This is a genomic window from Micromonospora sp. NPDC049836, assembly GCF_044465125.1.
Classification (GTDB): Bacteria; Actinomycetota; Actinomycetes; order Mycobacteriales; family Micromonosporaceae; genus Micromonospora.
On record NZ_JBITLH010000009.1, the window covers coordinates 50,585 to 66,546 of the forward strand.

Below are 15,962 nucleotides of genomic sequence, written 5' to 3' on the forward strand. Positions count from 1 at the left end.
GGGGCGGTGCCGAGCCGCTGCCGCAGGAAGGCCGCCGCCTGCTCCTGGGCCCGCCGGCCGGCGTCGAACACGCCCGGCATGGCGAAGAAGCCGTGCACCATCCCGTCGTAGCGGGTCAGCTCGGTCGGTACGCCCGCCTCGCGCAGCCGGGCCGCGTACCGCTCCCCCTCCTCGCGCAGCGGGTCGTGCTCGGCGGTGATCACCAGGGCCGGTGGCAGCCCGGCGAGGTCCTCGGCGAGCAGCGGCGAGGCCAGCGGGTGCGCCGCGTCGGCCGGGTCGGTCAGGTAGTGCCCCCGGTACCAGGCGACGGAGTGCCGGTTGAACAGCAGCGGGTCCTCGTCGTCCGCCGGGCCCCGGCCGGGCCGCTGGTCGGTGTTGGGATAGATCAGCAGTTGGGCGGCGAGCCGGGGTCCGCCGTCGGCGCGGGCCAGCAGGGTGACCGCGGCGGCCAGGTTCCCGCCGGCGCTGTCGCCGCCGACCGCGATCCGGTCCGGGTCGGCCCGGAACTCGTCGGCGTGCCCGGCCAGCCACCGCAGCGCCCGATGGCAGTCGTCCACCCCGGCCGGGAAGCGGTGCTCCGGCGCCAGCCGGTAGCCGACCGTCACGGTCTGGCAGCCGGCGAGGTTCACCAGCCGGCGGCAGATCCCGTCGGCGGTGTCCACGCTGCCCAGCGTCCAGCCACCGCCGAAGAAGTAGAGCAGGGTGGGCAGCGGGCCGTCCCCGGCCGGCCGGTGGATGCGCACCGGCAGCGGCCCGTCCGGTCCGGGCAGGTGCGTGTCGCGTACCTCCGCGACCGGTTCGACCGCGCCGGCGCCGGCACGGATCGCGGCGAGGTCGGCGGCCCGGGCCTCGGCCAGGGTCTGGGTGTAGAGGGGTGCGGCGCCGGCGGCCGCGCGCGCGGCCCGCCACGCGACCACCTGCGGGTCGAGGGCCATCTGGTCTCCTAGCTGCCGGTGGTGACGAAGAGCTTGTCGATGCCGCGCAGGAAGAGGCTGCCGCTGTAGCTGAAGTCGCGGGTGACGGCCAGCCGCGGGAAGCGGGCGAAGAGCCGGGGCAGCGCGAGCCGGCCCTCCAGCTTCGACACCGCCGAGCCCAGGCAGAAGTGCAGCCCCACGCCGAAGGCGAGCGAGGGCGGCCCGGCCCGGTACGGGTCGAAGCGGTCCGGGTCGGGGAAGCGGGACGGGTCCCGGTTGGCGGCGGCGATCAGCAGCAGCACGTTCTCGTCCCGCCGCACCGGCACCCCGCCCAGCTCGGTGTCCTCCGGCGCGGCCCGGGCCAGGAAGTGCACCGGGCTCTCCAGTCGCAGCACCTCGTCCACGCAGCCGCGCGCGAGGGCGTCGTCGCCGGGCAGCGCGGCGGTCACGTCCGGGTGGCCCAGCAGCAGCGGCAGCCCGTTGCTGAACATGTAGACGGTGGTGACGAAGCTGGCGTTGAAGAGCACGATCAGGTTGCTGATCAGCTCCTCCTCGGTCAGCTCGACCCCGCCGGCGTCGCGCACCTCGACCAGCCCGCTGATCAGGTCCTCGCCGGGGACGCGGCGGCGGTGCGCGATCAGCTCACGGTAGTAGTCGCGCAGCTCGTCGGCGGCCTGGTTGGCCCGGGCCAGCCGCTCCGGCGTCTTGCCGGCCACGTCCATGTACTCGTCGATCCAGTCGACCCGCTGCCGGTACCAGGCGAGGTCGGCCTCGGGCAGCCCGATGAACTCGGCCATCACCCGGGCCGGCACCGGGTACGCGAAGTCGGCGACGAAGTCCACCTCGGTGCCGCCGGCGCCGGCCTCGGCCATCCGGTCCAGGTGCTCCGCGACGACCCGCTCGATCACCGGCTCCAGCGCGCCGAGCCGGCGCGGGGTGAACGTCTTGGCGAAGACCCCGCGCATCCGGGTGTGGTCCGGCGGGTTGATGAACATCATCGAGGTCAGGAAGGTGCGCAGGATCTCCTGGTCCTGCCAGTTCGGCGGGGCGCCCTTGTACCACCCCGGGTCGCGCAGCACCTGGTCGAGCAGGTCGTAACCGCCGGCCACGGCGGTGATGGTGCTGTGCTCGGCGCGGGTCGGCACAGCGCTGATCGGCCCGTGCCGGTGCAGGGCCGCGTACCACGGATAGGGGTTCTGCCGGCCCTGCTCGCTGTACAGGCCGGTGAGGATCTCGTCGACGTCCACGCGGATTCTTCCTCCCCAGGAAAGGACGACGGGGGCGGCGCGGTGCCGGCGCCGCCCCCGCCGGTCTCACAGACCGAGCAGTCGCAGCGGGACGGCGTTCGCCATCGCCTGCGCGCCGGCGTCGTTCGGGTGGATGTGGTCCCCGGCGTCGTACGCCGGCAGCAACCGGCTCGGCCGCGCCGGATCGCGCAGCACCGCGTCGAAGTCGAGCACACCGTCGAACTCGGCCCGGCCGGCGCCGCGCAGCCAGCTGTTCACCGCCTGCCGGGTGGCCTCCTTCTCCTCGGTCCACACCCCCGGACCGCCGTTGCCCTCGTACGGGGTGATGGTGCCGACCAGGCTGGTCAGGCCGCGCTCCTGGCCCTGCCGGTTGACCTGGCGCAACGCGGCGATGATCGCCTCGGCGCTGTCGCCGTTCATCCAGATGTCGTTGATGCCCAGGTGGGTGATGAGGGTCCGCACCCCGGTCTGCGGGAAGACGTCCTCGTTGAGCCGCGCGAGGGCGTTGGGGCCCAGCTCGTAGTAGCCGGGGAAGCCGCCCGCGCCCGGCTCGGTGCCCTCGTGGTTGAGCCGGTTGCCGGACAGGCTCAGGTTGAGCACGCCCGGGGTACGCACCTCGGGGCGCGCGTCGATGAGCCGCGCGGCCAGCAGGTCCGGCCAGCGCCGGTCGGCGTTGACGGTGCTGCCGTTGCCGTCGCCGATGGAGTCACCGAGGACGACCACCGAGCCGGGGCTGAGCCGGCGTTCCACGTCGACGCCGGAGAGGAACATCCAGCAGCAGTCCGGCTTGATGGTGAAGCCGGTGCCGTCGGTCGCGGTGGTCAGGTCGGTGGCGCCGATGAAGTTGGTGGCCCGGGACTGGCCGTGGAAGGTGACCGGGCCGGTGAGCACCGGGAAGTACAAGGTCACCACCAGGTCCTCCTGCTCGCGGACCGGGAAGGTGAGCGGGTCACTGAGCAGCTCGGCGCCCTTGTTGATGGTGGCCGAGGCGGCGCCCTGGAAGGTCAGCTCGCGTACGCTGCCCGGGACGACGTCGGACCGGTCGTCCGCGGTGGCGGTGTTCGGCCGGGCCACGGTGGCGTGACCCACCTTGACGGCCTGCTCGCCGTAGAGGTTGGTGAGCCGGATCCGGACCCGGTCGCCCCCCACGGTGGTCTGCACGGTCATCCGGATGCTCTGGTTGTTCAGGCCGGTGTTGGTCAGCCCGACGGTGTTGCCGCGGGTCACCGCGGCGGCCCAGCTTCCGGCCCACACGGTGCGTCCGGGCGCGGCGCGGTCGGTGTCGGCGGGGCCGGCGCTGGCGGTCACCGCGGGGGTGCCGGCGATCAGCAGCGTTGCGGCGGACGCTATGACGTGCCATCTCTTCGGGGTCGGCATTGATCCTCCATCGTCGGCAGCCCCGGACGCGGCACGATCGGCGCCGCCGACCGGGCGATGGACCGGAAACTAGCCGTCGGCGGTGACGAGCGTCAATCGACCTGATCGACATGATCAAATGTCCGGGGGGTGCCACCGGACGCCGTTCGGCTCTGTCCGCCGTGGACCGGGGCTGCCTAGGCTCGGTGCTGGCGGCGGTGCGGTCGCCGACCCTGGCACCTGTCGCCGCGTCCCGGTGCCAACCGGCCCGGACGCTGGCGTCGACGGCCGTCGTGGCACCCCCGACCGGGGTGGGCGGCCGTCCACGGATCACGATGGGGGCTGCCCGATGACCGACCGGCCGAACTACGTGCACGAGGCACTGGAACTGTTCGCCGGGTTCGGCGACCGGGAGGCCCTCGTCGGCGCGGGCCGGCGGCTGACCTACCGGCAGGTCGCCGCCGAGGTGCGCGGCCTGGCCGGCGCGCTGCGGCGGCACGGGGTACGCCCGGGCGACGCGGTCCTGGTGATGCTCGGCAACACCGTCGAGGGGCCGTTGCTCCAGCTCGCCCTGCACCTGCTGGGCTGCCGGAGCATGTGGGTCGCCCCGGTGACCTCCCGCCGCGAGGTCGACGAGTTCGTCGCCCTGGCCCGCCCGGACGCCTTCGTGTTCGACCCGCGCGAGCCCGACTCGCTCGGCGCGCAGATCGCCGCCGGGCTCTCCGGCGTACCGGTGCTCTGCCTCGGCCCCGGCGGCGCGGGACCCGACCTCACCGCCGGCACCGACGGCGCGCCGGCGGCGCTGCCCGCGCAGCCGCCCGCGCCGGAGTCGTTCCTGCAGACCAGCGGGACCACCGGCACCCCGAAGCTGGTGCACCACCGGGAGAGCTTCTACCGGCAGGTCCTCGCCCTGGCCGCCGACTTCCGCGCGGCCGGCTTCCCGCTGCTGCGGCACCTGTCGCACTCGCCGATGTGGCTGGCCAGCGGCCAGATCACCACGCTGATGAACCTGTTCACCGGCGGGGTGCTCTTCCTGCGCGAACGCTGGGACCCGGAGGCGTTCGTCCGCACCGTGCACACCGAGCGGCTGACCTCCACCTTCGTCACCCCGCCGATGCTCTACGAGGTGCTCGACCACCCGGCCCTCGACGGCGCGGACTTCTCGCACATGTTCATGTTCAACGTGGGCGCCGGGCCCGCCGCGCCGGCCCGGCTGCGCCAGGCGATCGCCCGCTTCGGCCCGTGCCTGCGCATCGTGTACGGGCTCAGCGAGGCCGTGGTGATCTGCGCGCTGCCCGGGCTGACCGAGGACCCGGAACACCCGGAGCGGTTGCGTTCCTGCGGCCGCCCCTACGGGGACGTGGCGGTGGAGATCCGCGACCCGGACGGCCGGGTGCTGCCGGCCGGCACCGACGGCGAGGTGTGGGTCCGCACGAGGTTGAGCTTCGCCGGCTACCACGGCCAGCCGGAGCTGACCGCCGAGACGCTGGTGGACGGCTGGGTACGCACCCGCGACGTCGGCCACCTGGACGACGACGGCTACCTCTACCTGGTCGACCGGCTCGCCGACCGGATCCTCACCCGGCAGCGCAGCTGGCCGATCTACTCCCGCCCGATCGAGGACGTGCTCGCCGCCCACCCGGAGGTACGCGCCGCGGCCGCGATCGGGGTGCCCGACGAGGTGGCCGGCGAGGTGCCGTACGCGTACGTGGTGCCGGCCCCCGGGGCCACGGTGACCGGGGACGAGTTGATCGCTCTGGTCACCCGCGAGCTGAGCGGGACCTGGGCGCCGGGCGCGGTGGAGTTCGTCGACGCGTTACCGCTGAACCGCTCGGCCAAGGTGGACAAGCGTGCCCTGCGCGCCCGGTACGCGGCCGACCATCCGACCGACGCGGACGCGGTGGGCACGGTGATCGGCAGCCCGGCGTGAGCCCGCGCCGGGAGCTGTACACGCTGGTCGGCGCCGACCTGCTGTCGAACCTCGGCACCCGGATCTCGGTGGTGGCCATCCCCTGGCTGGTGCTGCAGACCACCGGCAGCCCGACCCGGATGGGCCTGGTCGCCGCCGCCGAGACCCTGCCGTACATGCTCTCCAGCGCCCTCGCGACCCCGTGGGCGGACCGGTTCGGGGTACGCCGTACCGCGGTGACGGTCGACGCGGCCAGCGCCGCGGCCATGGCCGTGGTGGCGCTCGCCCCCTGGCTGGGGTTCGGGGCGCTGCTGGCCCTGGTCGCGGTGGCCGGGGGGTTGCGCGGCATCGGCGACCGGGTCAAGCACGTGCTGTTCAAGCCGGCCGCCGAGCGGGCCGGGGTGCCACTGCTCCGGCTCACCTCCGCCTACGACGGGCTGGCCCGGGGGATGACGCTGTTCGGGGCGGTGCTGGGCGGGCTGCTCATCAACTGGGTGGGAGTCACCCGGGCGATCTGGCTCGACGCCGCCACCTTCGCGGTCTGCGCGCTGCTGATCGGGGTGCTGGTCCGCCCGCCCGCGCCGGCGCAGCCGGCCCCCCGGGAGAGCTACCTGCGCGCGCTGCGCGGCGGCTTCGGCTATCTGCGCACCGACCGGGTGCTGCTGACCATGCTGGTCGTGGTCTCGGTGTCGAACATGTTCGCCAACGCCAGCGTGGCGGTGTGGATCCCGCTCTGGGTGGACCGGGTGCTCGGCGACCCGGCCGGGTTCGGCCTGGTGCTCGGGGTCTTCTCCGGCGGCGCGCTGCTGGGCAACCTGCTGTTCACCGTGGCCGGTACGCGGCTGCCCCGCCAGGCCACCTTCGCGCTGGGGCTGGCGCTCAGCGGCGCGCCGCGGCTGCTCGCGCTGGCGCTCAGCGACGACCTGGTCGTGGTGCTGGTCGTCACGTTCGTCTCCGGCATCGCGATCGCGGCGGTCAACCCGCTGCTCGGCGCCGCCCTGTACGAGCGGGTGCCGGCCGCGTTGCAGACCCGGGTGCTGGGCATCGCCGGCTCGGTGGCCTTCCTCGGCCTGCCGGTGGGGGCGCTGCTGGGTGGCTGGTCGGTGGCCGCGCTCGACCTGCGGCCGGCGCTGCTGGTGATGACCGTGGCCTGCCTGGTGCTGACCGTGGGGCCGCTGCTGCTGCGCCGGCGGGCCGCCGACCGGCCGGCGGCGGCGGAGCCGGTGGCCTCCACCCCGGCCTGACCGGTCGGCGCCGGGCCGGGCGACCCGCCCCGGCGTCAGCGGTAGGTGAGCAGCACGACGCCGTTGCCGAACCGCCGTTCGGCCACCAGGTCCAGGTCGAGGCGCATCCCGGGCGGGAAGAGCGGCCGGCCGGCGCCGAGCACGACCGGGTTGACGTAGAGCCGCCACTCGTCGACCAGGCCGTGCCGGGCGAACGTGGCGGCCAGTTCGGCGCCGCCGAGGGCCAGGTCACCGCCGGGCTGCTCCTGGAGCGCCCGCACCTGCTCCGGCACGACCTCGCGCACCACCGTGGTGTTCCAGTCGGCGCGGTCCAGCGTGCGCGAGTAGACGATCTTCGGCATGTCCCGCCAGATGGCGGCGAACTCCTTCTCCGGGCCGCTGCTGGCCGGGTCGCGGTCGGCCGTGGGCCAGTAGCCGGCCATCAGCTCGTAGGTGCGCCGGCCGTCGAGGAAGGCGCCCATCCCGCGCAGTTCGTCGTTGAAGTGCTGGTGCAGCTCCTCGTCGACCCGGTGCCAGCTCAGGTCGCCGTCGGGCCCCTCGAAGAATCCGTCGAGGGAGACCGACATGGCCACGATGATCCTGCGCATCTCTGCTCCATCCGGTTGCCGGGCCGTCCGGCCAGTCTGCCAGGCTCCCCCCGCGCGCCGGGGGACGCTGCGCCCGCCCCGGGCCGCGTATGGTCGGGCGATGGCGACCTGGGACGACGTACGCCGGATCGCGCTGGCCCTGCCGGAGACCAGCGAGCGGGGCAGCTACGACGACCGGCCCGCCTGGCGGGTACGCGACAAGATCTTCGTCTGGGAGCGGCCGCTGCACGCGCCCGACCGGGCGGCCCTCGGCGACGCCGCGCCGGACGGCTTGATCCTCGGCGCCCGGGTGCCCGACCTGGGCGCGAAGGAGGCGCTGCTCGCCGACGACCCGGCGGTCTACTTCACCACCCCGCACTTCGACGGCTACCCCGCCGTGCTGGTCCGCCTCGACCGGATCGACGTGGCCGAGCTGACCGAGCTGATCACCGAGGCGTGGTACGCGCGCGCCCCGAAGCGCCTCGCCGCCGCCCGTCGGAAGGCCGCCACCGACGAGCCCGACCAGGCCCGGCCGGCAGGCTGACCGCGCGGCCGCCCACCCAGCCCCGCGCGACCTGTGCGGGCTCAGCCCGCCGAACCGCACCCCTGCTTTTCGACGATATGCCTCAGCGGCATCAATATGACGCTGAGGCATATCGCTCACGAGTGAGGTCGGTCCCGCCGGGGTGACAGACCGTGACTCCCCGCCGCCGGACAACTCCGGACGCGCTCCCCGAACCGGACGCGCCCCCGAACCGGACGCGCTCCCCGAACCGGGCGCGGCAGGCATCCGCCTCGGCGGCCGGCCAGACGCCGGCCGGCAGCGGTCCGCGGTCGGCCGCCGGAGCGCACGGCGGCGCGGACCGCGACCTGCATCCGCCCTTCCCGCCGAGAGCCCGCTCAGACCGGGGTGAGGACCGCCTCCTTGAGCAGGCGGCGGGCCAGGACCAGCCGGTCGGCGTCGTCGTCCAGGCCGGGCAGGTCCCCCACCCGGGTGACGTCGCCGGTGAGCACCGCCCGCAGCGCGGGCTCGCAGGTGCCCGGCAGGGTGATGGTGCGGTCGAACAGGCGCAGCGCCACCCTGCCGTCGCCGGTCGGGGCGAGCTGCCAGCGCAGGCCGGCGCGGACCGCCACCTGGCTGTCCGGGCCGAGCGCGGCCAGCGCGGCGGCCTGGGCGAGCGGCCGGATCGGCGCGGGGCGCGCGGCCGGCCAGGCTCGGGCGCGCAGCCGGGCGGCCAGCGACGCCGGGTCGGCCCGCAGCAGCCAGTCGCGCAGCGCCTCCACCGTCTCGGTCAGCTCCGGTTCGATGGCGTCCGGGTCGGCCACGTCGAGGCCGAAGGGCAGCCCGGCGCGCAGCCGGGGATCCTCGGCGGCCAGCGCCAGCAGCTCCTCGACCAGCGCGTACCGGGTCAGCGCCCGGATGCCCACGGTCAGGTGCAGCGAGCTGGACTCCTGCGCCTGGGCGCTGTGCAGCCAGCCGCGCGGCAGGTAGAGCGCGTCACCGGGCTGGAGCACCACGTCCAGCGCGGGCCGGCCCTCGGCGGTCGCGGCGATCTCGTCGGCCCGCCCGCCCCAGGGCTGCTTCTCCAGCGGGTCCGGCAGCACCGGCGGGTGGATCCGCCAGTGCTTGCGGCCGTCGACCTGGAGCACGAACACGTCGTGGGTGTCGTAGTGGGTGGCGAAGCCCTGGCTTCCGGCCGGGGTCAGGTAGGCGTTGACCTGCAACGGCTGGGCCAGCGCGACGCCCAGGTCGCGGGCGAAGTCGACCAGCGCCGGCCAGGTGCGGTGCAGGCCCTGCAGGACCAGGGTGGCGCCGTCGGCGTACAGGGCCAGGATCTGCTCGTCGAGGACCTGGTCGCCGATCTCGGCGCCCGCGCCGCCGCCGCCGGTCCAGCGCGCCGCGGGCACGAGCTGGCCGTCCTTGGCCACCCGCAGGAACGGGGTACGCAGGCCGCGCCGGCTGAGCAGTTCGTCGGCGTCGGCCGGGCTGAGCAGGTCGCGGAAACCGGCCGGGTTGGGCAGCTCGGCGGCGCGGGACAGCAGCGGGCTACGCCCCCAGTGGTCGGCGGCGAACTTGGCCGGCTCGACCGCCACGCACCGGGCCAGCGCCGCGGCCGCGGCAGACGGAACCGCCGGGCGGCCGTGGCCGCCCGGCGGGACGAGGTGCGTCATGGTCATGTGTCAGGCGCTGCCGTCGGCGCCGCCGTCACGCTGGCCGGGCGTCGCGCCGCCGTCGGCCGGGCCTTCGGCGCCGCCGTCCGCGCCACCGTCCTGCTGCCCGGGGGTCGCCCCACCGTCGGCCGGGCCCTCGGCGCCCTGGTCCGCGCCACGGTCGGCGCCGCGCTCCGCGCCCCGGTCCGCGCCGCCGTCGGCACCGCCGTCCTGCTGGCCCGGAGTAGCGCCACCGTCCGCGGGGCCTTCCAGCCCGCCGCCGCCGGTGGTCTGCATGTCGTCGTCGTTGAGTGCCATGGGTGCTCCCTCGGGTGTGCCGCCCCGCCCCTGCGTCGGGGTCCGTCGTGCAGCGGGTTCGTACCCCACGCGCGATCTGCTCTAACCACACCGTAGACGCCGGAACCCGCCGGTACGGACGGTTCGCCGCGCGCCGCCCGGTGGCGTCCGGTCCGCGCCCGCCGGGCGGACGCCGTCGACCGGTGTCAGGATGGCGGTGCGGACGGCGCGGCGGGAGGGTGGGCGATGTTCCTGATCGGCACCTCCGGCTGGCAGTACCGCGACTGGCGGGAGCGCTTCTACCCGGCGAAGCTGCCGCAGCGGGGCTGGTTGGAGCACTTCGCGGCCCGGTTCGCCACGGTGGAGGTGAACAACGCGTTCTACCGACTGCCCGAGCGGGACACCTTCGTGGCGTGGCGGGACCGGACCCCGGACGACTTCTGCGTGGCGGTGAAGATGAGCCGCTACCTCACCCACATCAAGCGGCTGCGCGAGCCCGCCGAGCCGGTGGCCCGCTTCCTGGACCGGGCCGGCGGCCTGGGCGACCGGCTCGGGCCGGTGCTCGTGCAGCTGCCGCCGAACCTGCGCGCCGACCCGACGGCGCTGGACGCCACGCTGCGGCTGTTCCCACACGAGGTGCGGGTGGCGGTGGAGCCGCGGCACCCGTCCTGGTGGACCGACGACGTCCGGCGGGTGCTGGAGCGCCGGCGCGCCGCGCTGGTCTGGGCGGACCGGGGCAGCCGACCGGTCACCCCGCTGTGGCGGACCACCGACTTCGGCTACCTGCGGCTGCACGAGGGACGCGCCCGGCCCTGGCCACGCTACGGCCGCACCGCCCTGGCCACCTGGGTACGCCGGCTGGCCGACACCTTCGGCGCCGACGAGCCGGCGTACGTCTACTTCAACAACGACCCCGGCGGCGCCGCGATCGTCGACGCGGTGGCCTTCGCGGCACTGGCCCGGCGCGCCGGCCGGCCGGTGACCCGCACACCGGCGGCCCGCCCCACCGGTGCGGTGGAGCGGGCCGGGACGGTGCCGGTCACGGGATCATCGCGCCCAGGTCCCGCGGCATCGACGACTTGACGTCCTGCCACTCGCCCTGGGTCACGTGCCGGCGCAGGGTGTCCAGCACCACCTGCACCACCCGCTGCGGGCCGCCCTCCACGTCGTACGGGAAGCCCTGCCGGACCTCGTAGAGGAAGTCGTCCCGGTTCAGCTTGATCGGCACGTTCTCCGGCTGCCAGCCGTCGAAGTAGATGCCCCGCAGCAGCACCGGCAACTGCTGGGCGAACTCGGTGCTCTCCGACACCGGCAGCCGGTCGCGCAGCAGGTGCAGCACCGTGCGCAGCGCCGCGTAGGACTGGTTGCGCTGCTCCTTCGGCCAGCCGTACGCCGATTCGATCTCCTTGAGGATCACGTTGGTCTTGTCCAGCGAGGACTCGAACGCGGACATCACCTGCTCAGCCATCTGCCCACCCCCGTGTATCGGTCTCCCAGCGTCGGTCGTCGGTGCGTCGCGGCGGCCCGCTGGGCCCCCGCCAGAGCCGGGTCGGACTGAACCGACCGGGCCGCTCTCCGCGCCGGGGCGCGTCGGACCGCCCGACCACGTGCAGCACCCCGCCGCGGCGTCGATCCGCAACGATTCGCACCGTCATGGCCCACCTCCTCCTCGGCCGCGCGGTCGCGTCGGTCGACGGACCGCACACACCGTCCATGCTGGCGAGGGCCGGGGTGAGCCGGCCTCACCCGGGGCGGGTGAAGCCTCAGCCGGCGTCCAGCAGACCCGCGAGGATGGTCGCGTTGCGCTGGGCGTAGTCCCGGTAACAACTGATGCCGCCAGGCAACAAGCAGGGGCGCACCCGTGGCGGGTGCGCCCCTGCTGTGTCCGGCACCATCGCTCGGAAATCAGGTGTAGGCGGCTCCGGTGACGCCCGGGGCGTAGTTGAGCGGCAGCCGCACCGGCACCTGGAGCGTCGGATCCTCGGAGTCGAAGTAGTTCGGGGCGTTGATCCCCTGCCACCTTGGGGCGTCGCGGGTCGCCATGATCTGGGCACCGGGCGGCGGCAGGTCGGGGTCGGGAATCCCCTTGTATGTCGCGAACTGTGATGTGTGGGCGGCGAGGATGATGCACAGCATCGGGCAGGCGAAGCGCGGTGTCACCCCGCCATTCTGACAGCCTGGCACCACCCCGCCCTCGGTCGCGGCGGGGTGCGCCCGCCGCTACGAGAAGGAGAAGGGGATGGCGACGAAGTCGTCGCCGATCGTGGCCGCCATCTCCCGCAGTCGGGCCAACATCCGGTCGTGGTGCGCCGCGAAGGCGCTCGCGGGGAGTTCGTTCACGACATGGCCTCGGGACCGGTGGTATCCGGTGAACCAGTCCTTCTGCTGGGACAAGATCGCGTAGTTCTCGCTGCCGACGTCGGGCTCGCCCTCGACGTGGAGGTATGCGACGCCGGACTCGGCTCGGTCGTTGGTCTGCGCGCCCTCGGTGCCGAACTGGCCCTCCTGCTGCGGGGATTCGCTGTCGAATCGGGTGGGAGCGTTCGTGGCCTCGACGCGGGTCGGATGCACGTTGGTCGTCCCCGCGTCGTCAGGCGACCACGACGAAGCCGTGTAGTGGACGGCGTGAGCGGCTAGCACAACCGCGGAGACGATCGCGCGTCGATGCGAGAAGTTCACGGCCGTCAGTGTGGCACGGCAGCGCTCGTCCTCCTGCTGACAGCGCGCCCCGGCCCTACAGGAGGAACGCTAGTGTCCTGAGTCGTTAATTCGCCTACACTTTGTTCATGCCAGGGAAGGCGCAGGGGTCGTTGGTGCTGTCCGACGACGAGCGGCAGACACTGCTGCGGTGGACGCGACGGGCGAAGTCGTCGCAGGCGTTGGCGATGCGGGCGCGGATCGTGTTGGCGTGTGCGGACGGGACGCCGAACACGCGGGTGGCCGCGCAACTCGGTGTGTCACGGGACATGGTGGGTAAGTGGCGGTCGCGGTTCATCGTCAGGCGGCTGGAGGGCTTGTCGGACGAGCCTCGCCCGGGCGCGCCGCGCAAGGTGACCGACGACGTGGTCGAGGCGGTGGTGGTGGCCACGTTGGAGCAGGCGCCGCCGCGCGGCGACAGCCACTGGTCGACACGGTCGATGGCCAAGGCGGTCGGGTTGAACCAGACCGCGGTGTCGCGGATCTGGCGGGCTTTCGGGCTCAAGCCGCACCTGGTGGACGACTGGAAGCTGTCCACCGACCCGCAGTTCATCGAGAAGGTCCGCGACATCGTCGGGTTGTACCTCGACCCGCCGGTCGGGGCGATGGTCCTGGCGGTGGACGAGAAGAGCCAGATGCAGGCCCTCGACCGCACGGCGCCGGTGCTGCCGATGATGCCGGCCGCGCCGAGTCGCCAGACCCACGACTACGTCCGTCACGGCACCACCAGCCTGTTCGCCGCGTTGGACCTGGCCACCGGCCGAGTGATCGGGCAGACCCAGCGCCGACACCGGCATCAGGAGTTCCTGCGGTTCCTGCGCACGATCGACCGGGCCACACCATCCGATATGGATCTGCACCTCATCCTCGACAACTACGGCACCCACAAGACGCCGCAGATCCAGCAGTGGCTGGTCAAGCATCCGAGGTTTCACCTGCATTTCACGCCGACCTACTCGTCATGGCTCAACATCGTGGAACGCTGGTTCGCCGAACTGACCAACCGGAAACTGCGTCGTTCCACCCATCGCAGCGTCGCCGCTCTCGAAGCCGACGTGCGCGCATGGATCGACGCCTGGAACGCCGACCCGAAACCGTTCGTATGGACCCGCACCGCCGACGAGATCCTCGAATCCCTCGCCGCCTACTGCAGACGAATTAACGACTCGGGACACTAGCGGGGGGCCTTCTCGTTGGCGCTATCCGGCGGCACGCTTCGACCACCGGGTTCAGACGCCCATGTCCCGTCCGCCCGTAGCCGGTACACCCGGGCCGCCTGCCGGGCCTCCCGAGCGTCATGCTGGTCGGAGATGCGTTGATTGATTTTCGTCTTCATGTGGTCGATCATCCACTGACGGATCGTCGTCGCCCGCTGGTGCAGCCGTTGGCGGAATCTGCGGATACGCCGGATGGGCGCAGAGATCGGCCACAGGTACAGCCACAGCAGCGACCAGAACGTGTCCTGCTTGACGGGGTCGCCGTAGAGGCCGCGCAGCCGGACCGGCGGTGCCGTGCCTACCCTCTCCCAGGGAAGCCCAGCAGCGTCGGTGAACCTGATGAATACGCAGCCGAACACAGTTAGATCACCTGGGTCCAGCTCGACCTCGAAGCGGTAGGTCATCTCAATCTCGTCGCCGGGCAACACTCGGGACTCAAAGTGCCACGGACTGCCGGTAACCGCGATCCCGATAAATCCATCCGGGTCCCTGATGGTGCTCTCCCGCAACTCCGCCGACAGGTCGTAGATCGGGGCGGCGCTGTAGTTCTTCAACGTCACGATCACCCGGTCCACGTATCCGTCCGGCCCCACATCGGGCAGACCCAGGCTGGTCGAGATCAGCCGCGCCTGCGCGGCTTCCCTGTCCTCGGTGTCCTCGCGGCGTGCCCGCATCTCATGGCGCAGGAGGAAGCCGGTGATGATGACGGCGAGTGTCGAGACGAGGACGCCGGCGAGGCTGCCCCATCCCTGCATCCAGTCGGTGACCTTCGGAAGTTCAGCGGCGACCACCGCGTCAGGGTAGTCGGTGGGTCCACCTCTTAGCCCCGCGCCTGCGACCCGCCGGGCCCATGTTGATCGCTCGGTTGCGGCGGGTCGCTCACATCGAGCGCCAGGGAGGCAATCTCCATCACCTCGTCGCTACCGCCTGCGAAATCGACCCGGCCTCCGTCCGACAGGCCGAGATCGTGCCGCATGAGCGAGACGCAATCCGCGTACAGGCTCTCCGCGTAGGCCACCATCGTCGCTCGGGGCTCTCCCGGAGGAAACACCTCTAGCAGTTCGAACGCGACGTCGAGCTTGTTGACAATCGCACGGACCTCGTCCGAGCCGTAGAACTCTATTTCGGCTAGTCGCTGCTTCCAGTTGGTAAAGGCGCCGGGCTCGTCGTGCCATACGCCGCTCGGTCTGTCTGTCACGTCCGGATGTGCTCGGCCAAACCGCCGTAGGCGGCTCTCCTCAAGGGACCCAATCTGCCGACGCGCGGCGGCAATCGTGTCTAGATAGATCCGCTGGCGCTTCTCGGCCCACAGCCGCCGGTCCTCCCTCGACCAGGCGAGGCGTTCCTGCTTTCGTTCGCGCCGCGCCTGGACGCTGCTCTGCGCCCATTGCAGGACTGAGCCGAGCAACGTGCCGCCCAGGCCGGCGGCCAGCACTGGCCAACTTCCATCCGCCACGGCCACACGGTAGAGCAGGCGTGCACACGGGAGCGGCCGGCGGGCAGCGGTACCGTGTCGCCCATGTGCCCACCTGCGAGCTGGCAGGTCGCCGTGGCGGCGATCATCGCCGTCGGCGTAGCACTGATCCGCCGCCGCTGACAGGGCGGCCCGCCCCGAGCACGGAACCGGGGCGGGCCGCAGTCTGTGCCAGATCAGAATCCGGCAGGGGCGGCGAGGCCGGTGCCGGTGATCTTCCCCGGGTTGTTGGTGAACCGGCTGAACGTGTACGCGAAGTAGCCGTAGGCGACGAGCAGCACCCCGAGGGAGGCCGCCGCTGCCTGCCTGCCACGCCCGGTAGCCGTTTAGGAGCCATGCCAGGACGGCGGGCATCTCCAGCCGCAGCCGGTCGGGTAGCTCCGGATCAACGGCTGTGATCACTACGTCGAAGGGGACGACCAGGATGCGCCGCCAGATCGCGGCGTCGTCGCCCTGCACCTTCGGCAGGTCGTTGGTGACCATGATGATCGTGTGGGAGGGGCGGAACTCGAAGAAGTCGCCGGTCTCGCCCTCGGCGACGAGCCAGCGGTAGAAGTGCCGGACGCCCGCGAACCAGGACCGGGCGGTGCCGGATGACGTCGCCTCGCGGGTGGCCACGATCCACCCCCTGATCTGGTCGCGGGTGACCTGAACAGGGGCGGTGTCGGGCGGTAGCCAGGCTGCCAGGCTGCGGAGCGCCTGTTGGTACGACTTGATCGTGTTTGTGGAGTAGGCGTCGGCGTCGGCGTCGGCGTCGGCGTCGGCGTCGGCGTCGGCGTCGGCGTCGGCGTCGGCGTCGGCGTCGGCGTCGGCGTCGGCGTCGGCGTCGAGGGACAACTCCCATGACGTGCCGAGGGTGCCGAATTCAGGGTGGGGCATCGCTCGAAGCT

15 protein-coding genes and 1 pseudogene are annotated in these 15,962 nt (G+C 72.9%); 5 read left to right on the forward strand and 11 right to left on the reverse strand.

The features are described 5' to 3' along the window. Positions 1-11 precede the first annotated feature (11 nt). The 3 genes and pseudogenes from ACIBPB_RS23285 to ACIBPB_RS23295 all read right to left on the reverse strand — a co-directional run. Positions 12-935: pseudogene (locus ACIBPB_RS23285) on the reverse strand (alpha/beta hydrolase); the annotation flags it as partial. An 8-nt stretch (positions 936-943) separates the two neighbouring features. Continuing rightward, positions 944-2,161 carry a cytochrome P450 gene (locus ACIBPB_RS23290; RefSeq protein WP_396841601.1) on the reverse strand — a complete coding sequence of 406 codons (1,218 nt, stop codon included), beginning with the start codon at positions 2,159-2,161 and terminating at the stop codon, positions 944-946. Between the two features lie 66 nt (positions 2,162-2,227). Next, complete coding sequence (locus tag ACIBPB_RS23295) at positions 2,228-3,511, reverse strand: SGNH/GDSL hydrolase family protein (protein ID WP_396841801.1); 1,284 nt, start codon at positions 3,509-3,511, stop codon at positions 2,228-2,230. A gap of 355 nt (positions 3,512-3,866) precedes the next feature. On the opposite strand from ACIBPB_RS23295, the gene ACIBPB_RS23300 reads away from it, so the two are divergent. Together ACIBPB_RS23300 and ACIBPB_RS23305 are read left to right on the forward strand one after the other, a co-directional pair. Next, positions 3,867-5,447, forward strand: a complete 1,581-nt coding sequence (locus ACIBPB_RS23300) for a class I adenylate-forming enzyme family protein (RefSeq protein WP_396841602.1) — start codon at positions 3,867-3,869, stop codon at positions 5,445-5,447. Then, on the forward strand, positions 5,444-6,670 hold the full coding sequence (locus ACIBPB_RS23305; protein ID WP_396841603.1) for an MFS transporter: 1,227 nt from the start codon (positions 5,444-5,446) through the stop codon (positions 6,668-6,670). The genes ACIBPB_RS23300 and ACIBPB_RS23305 overlap by 4 nt, the downstream gene beginning before the upstream one ends. A 35-nt stretch (positions 6,671-6,705) precedes the next feature. Here the strand turns inward: ACIBPB_RS23305 and ACIBPB_RS23310 are convergent, their stop codons facing one another. Beyond that, complete coding sequence (locus ACIBPB_RS23310; protein ID WP_396841604.1) at positions 6,706-7,257, reverse strand: dihydrofolate reductase family protein; 552 nt, start codon at positions 7,255-7,257, stop codon at positions 6,706-6,708. Between the two features lie 100 nt (positions 7,258-7,357). Between ACIBPB_RS23310 and ACIBPB_RS23315 the strand changes: the two genes are divergently transcribed. Next, positions 7,358-7,780, forward strand: coding sequence for an MmcQ/YjbR family DNA-binding protein (locus ACIBPB_RS23315; RefSeq protein ID WP_396841605.1), 423 nt, complete (start codon positions 7,358-7,360; stop codon positions 7,778-7,780). 356 nt (positions 7,781-8,136) lie between these two features. Here the strand turns inward: ACIBPB_RS23315 and ACIBPB_RS23320 are convergent, their stop codons facing one another. Together ACIBPB_RS23320 and ACIBPB_RS23325 are read right to left on the reverse strand one after the other, a co-directional pair. After that, positions 8,137-9,408, reverse strand: coding sequence for a cupin domain-containing protein (locus ACIBPB_RS23320; RefSeq protein ID WP_396841802.1), 1,272 nt, complete (start codon positions 9,406-9,408; stop codon positions 8,137-8,139). 9 nt (positions 9,409-9,417) lie between these two features. Further along, positions 9,418-9,705 carry a hypothetical protein gene (locus ACIBPB_RS23325; RefSeq protein ID WP_396841606.1) on the reverse strand — a complete coding sequence of 96 codons (288 nt, stop codon included), beginning with the start codon at positions 9,703-9,705 and terminating at the stop codon, positions 9,418-9,420. A 225-nt stretch (positions 9,706-9,930) separates the two neighbouring features. Between ACIBPB_RS23325 and ACIBPB_RS23330 the strand changes: the two genes are divergently transcribed. Next, positions 9,931-10,767 (forward strand): DUF72 domain-containing protein, encoded by an 837-nt coding sequence (locus tag ACIBPB_RS23330; RefSeq protein ID WP_396841607.1) that lies wholly within the window; start codon positions 9,931-9,933, stop codon positions 10,765-10,767. Here the strand turns inward: ACIBPB_RS23330 and ACIBPB_RS23335 are convergent. From ACIBPB_RS23335 to ACIBPB_RS23345, 3 genes are all read right to left on the reverse strand, one after another. Beyond that, on the reverse strand, positions 10,724-11,152 hold the full coding sequence (locus ACIBPB_RS23335) for a DUF2267 domain-containing protein (RefSeq protein ID WP_396841608.1): 429 nt from the start codon (positions 11,150-11,152) through the stop codon (positions 10,724-10,726). The genes ACIBPB_RS23330 and ACIBPB_RS23335 overlap by 44 nt on opposite strands. Before the next feature lie 437 nt (positions 11,153-11,589). Beyond that, on the reverse strand, positions 11,590-11,844 hold the full coding sequence (locus ACIBPB_RS23340) for a hypothetical protein (protein WP_396841609.1): 255 nt from the start codon (positions 11,842-11,844) through the stop codon (positions 11,590-11,592). A 60-nt stretch (positions 11,845-11,904) separates the two neighbouring features. Then, the gene (locus ACIBPB_RS23345; RefSeq protein ID WP_396841610.1) at positions 11,905-12,255 is read right to left on the reverse strand and encodes a hypothetical protein; all 351 of its coding nucleotides are present in this window, start codon (positions 12,253-12,255) and stop codon (positions 11,905-11,907) included. A 215-nt stretch (positions 12,256-12,470) separates the two neighbouring features. On the opposite strand from ACIBPB_RS23345, the gene ACIBPB_RS23350 reads away from it, so the two are divergent. Beyond that, a complete protein-coding gene (locus tag ACIBPB_RS23350) occupies positions 12,471-13,559 on the forward strand; it encodes an IS630 family transposase (RefSeq protein WP_396841611.1) in 1,089 nt (362 codons plus the stop codon). On the opposite strand, the gene ACIBPB_RS23355 is transcribed toward ACIBPB_RS23350, so the two are convergent. Then, entirely contained in the window at positions 13,556-14,389 is an 834-nt protein-coding gene (locus tag ACIBPB_RS23355; protein ID WP_396841612.1) for a hypothetical protein, read from the reverse strand. The two genes, ACIBPB_RS23350 and ACIBPB_RS23355, sit on opposite strands and share 4 nt — an antisense overlap. 29 nt (positions 14,390-14,418) lie before the next feature. Continuing rightward, positions 14,419-15,951, reverse strand: a complete 1,533-nt coding sequence (locus tag ACIBPB_RS23360) for a site-specific integrase (protein ID WP_396841613.1) — start codon at positions 15,949-15,951, stop codon at positions 14,419-14,421. Between the last annotated feature and the right edge of the window lie 11 nt (positions 15,952-15,962).

Excerpts from the sequence above, each read along its gene's own strand:
- ACIBPB_RS23300 (WP_396841602.1), top strand. The coding sequence starts at position 3,867 with ATGACCGACCGGCCGAACTACGTGCACGAGGCACTGGAACTGTTCGCC.
- ACIBPB_RS23320 (WP_396841802.1), bottom strand. The coding sequence starts at position 9,408 with ATGACGCACCTCGTCCCGCCGGGCGGCCACGGCCGCCCGGCGGTTCCG.
- ACIBPB_RS23330 (WP_396841607.1), top strand. The coding sequence starts at position 9,931 with ATGTTCCTGATCGGCACCTCCGGCTGGCAGTACCGCGACTGGCGGGAG.
- ACIBPB_RS23325 (WP_396841606.1), bottom strand. The coding sequence starts at position 9,705 with ATGGCACTCAACGACGACGACATGCAGACCACCGGCGGCGGCGGGCTG.
- ACIBPB_RS23335 (WP_396841608.1), bottom strand. The coding sequence starts at position 11,152 with ATGGCTGAGCAGGTGATGTCCGCGTTCGAGTCCTCGCTGGACAAGACC.
- ACIBPB_RS23360 (WP_396841613.1), bottom strand. The coding sequence starts at position 15,951 with ATGCCCCACCCTGAATTCGGCACCCTCGGCACGTCATGGGAGTTGTCC.
- ACIBPB_RS23350 (WP_396841611.1), top strand. The coding sequence starts at position 12,471 with ATGCCAGGGAAGGCGCAGGGGTCGTTGGTGCTGTCCGACGACGAGCGG.
- ACIBPB_RS23310 (WP_396841604.1), bottom strand. The coding sequence starts at position 7,257 with ATGCGCAGGATCATCGTGGCCATGTCGGTCTCCCTCGACGGATTCTTC.
- ACIBPB_RS23315 (WP_396841605.1), top strand. The coding sequence starts at position 7,358 with ATGGCGACCTGGGACGACGTACGCCGGATCGCGCTGGCCCTGCCGGAG.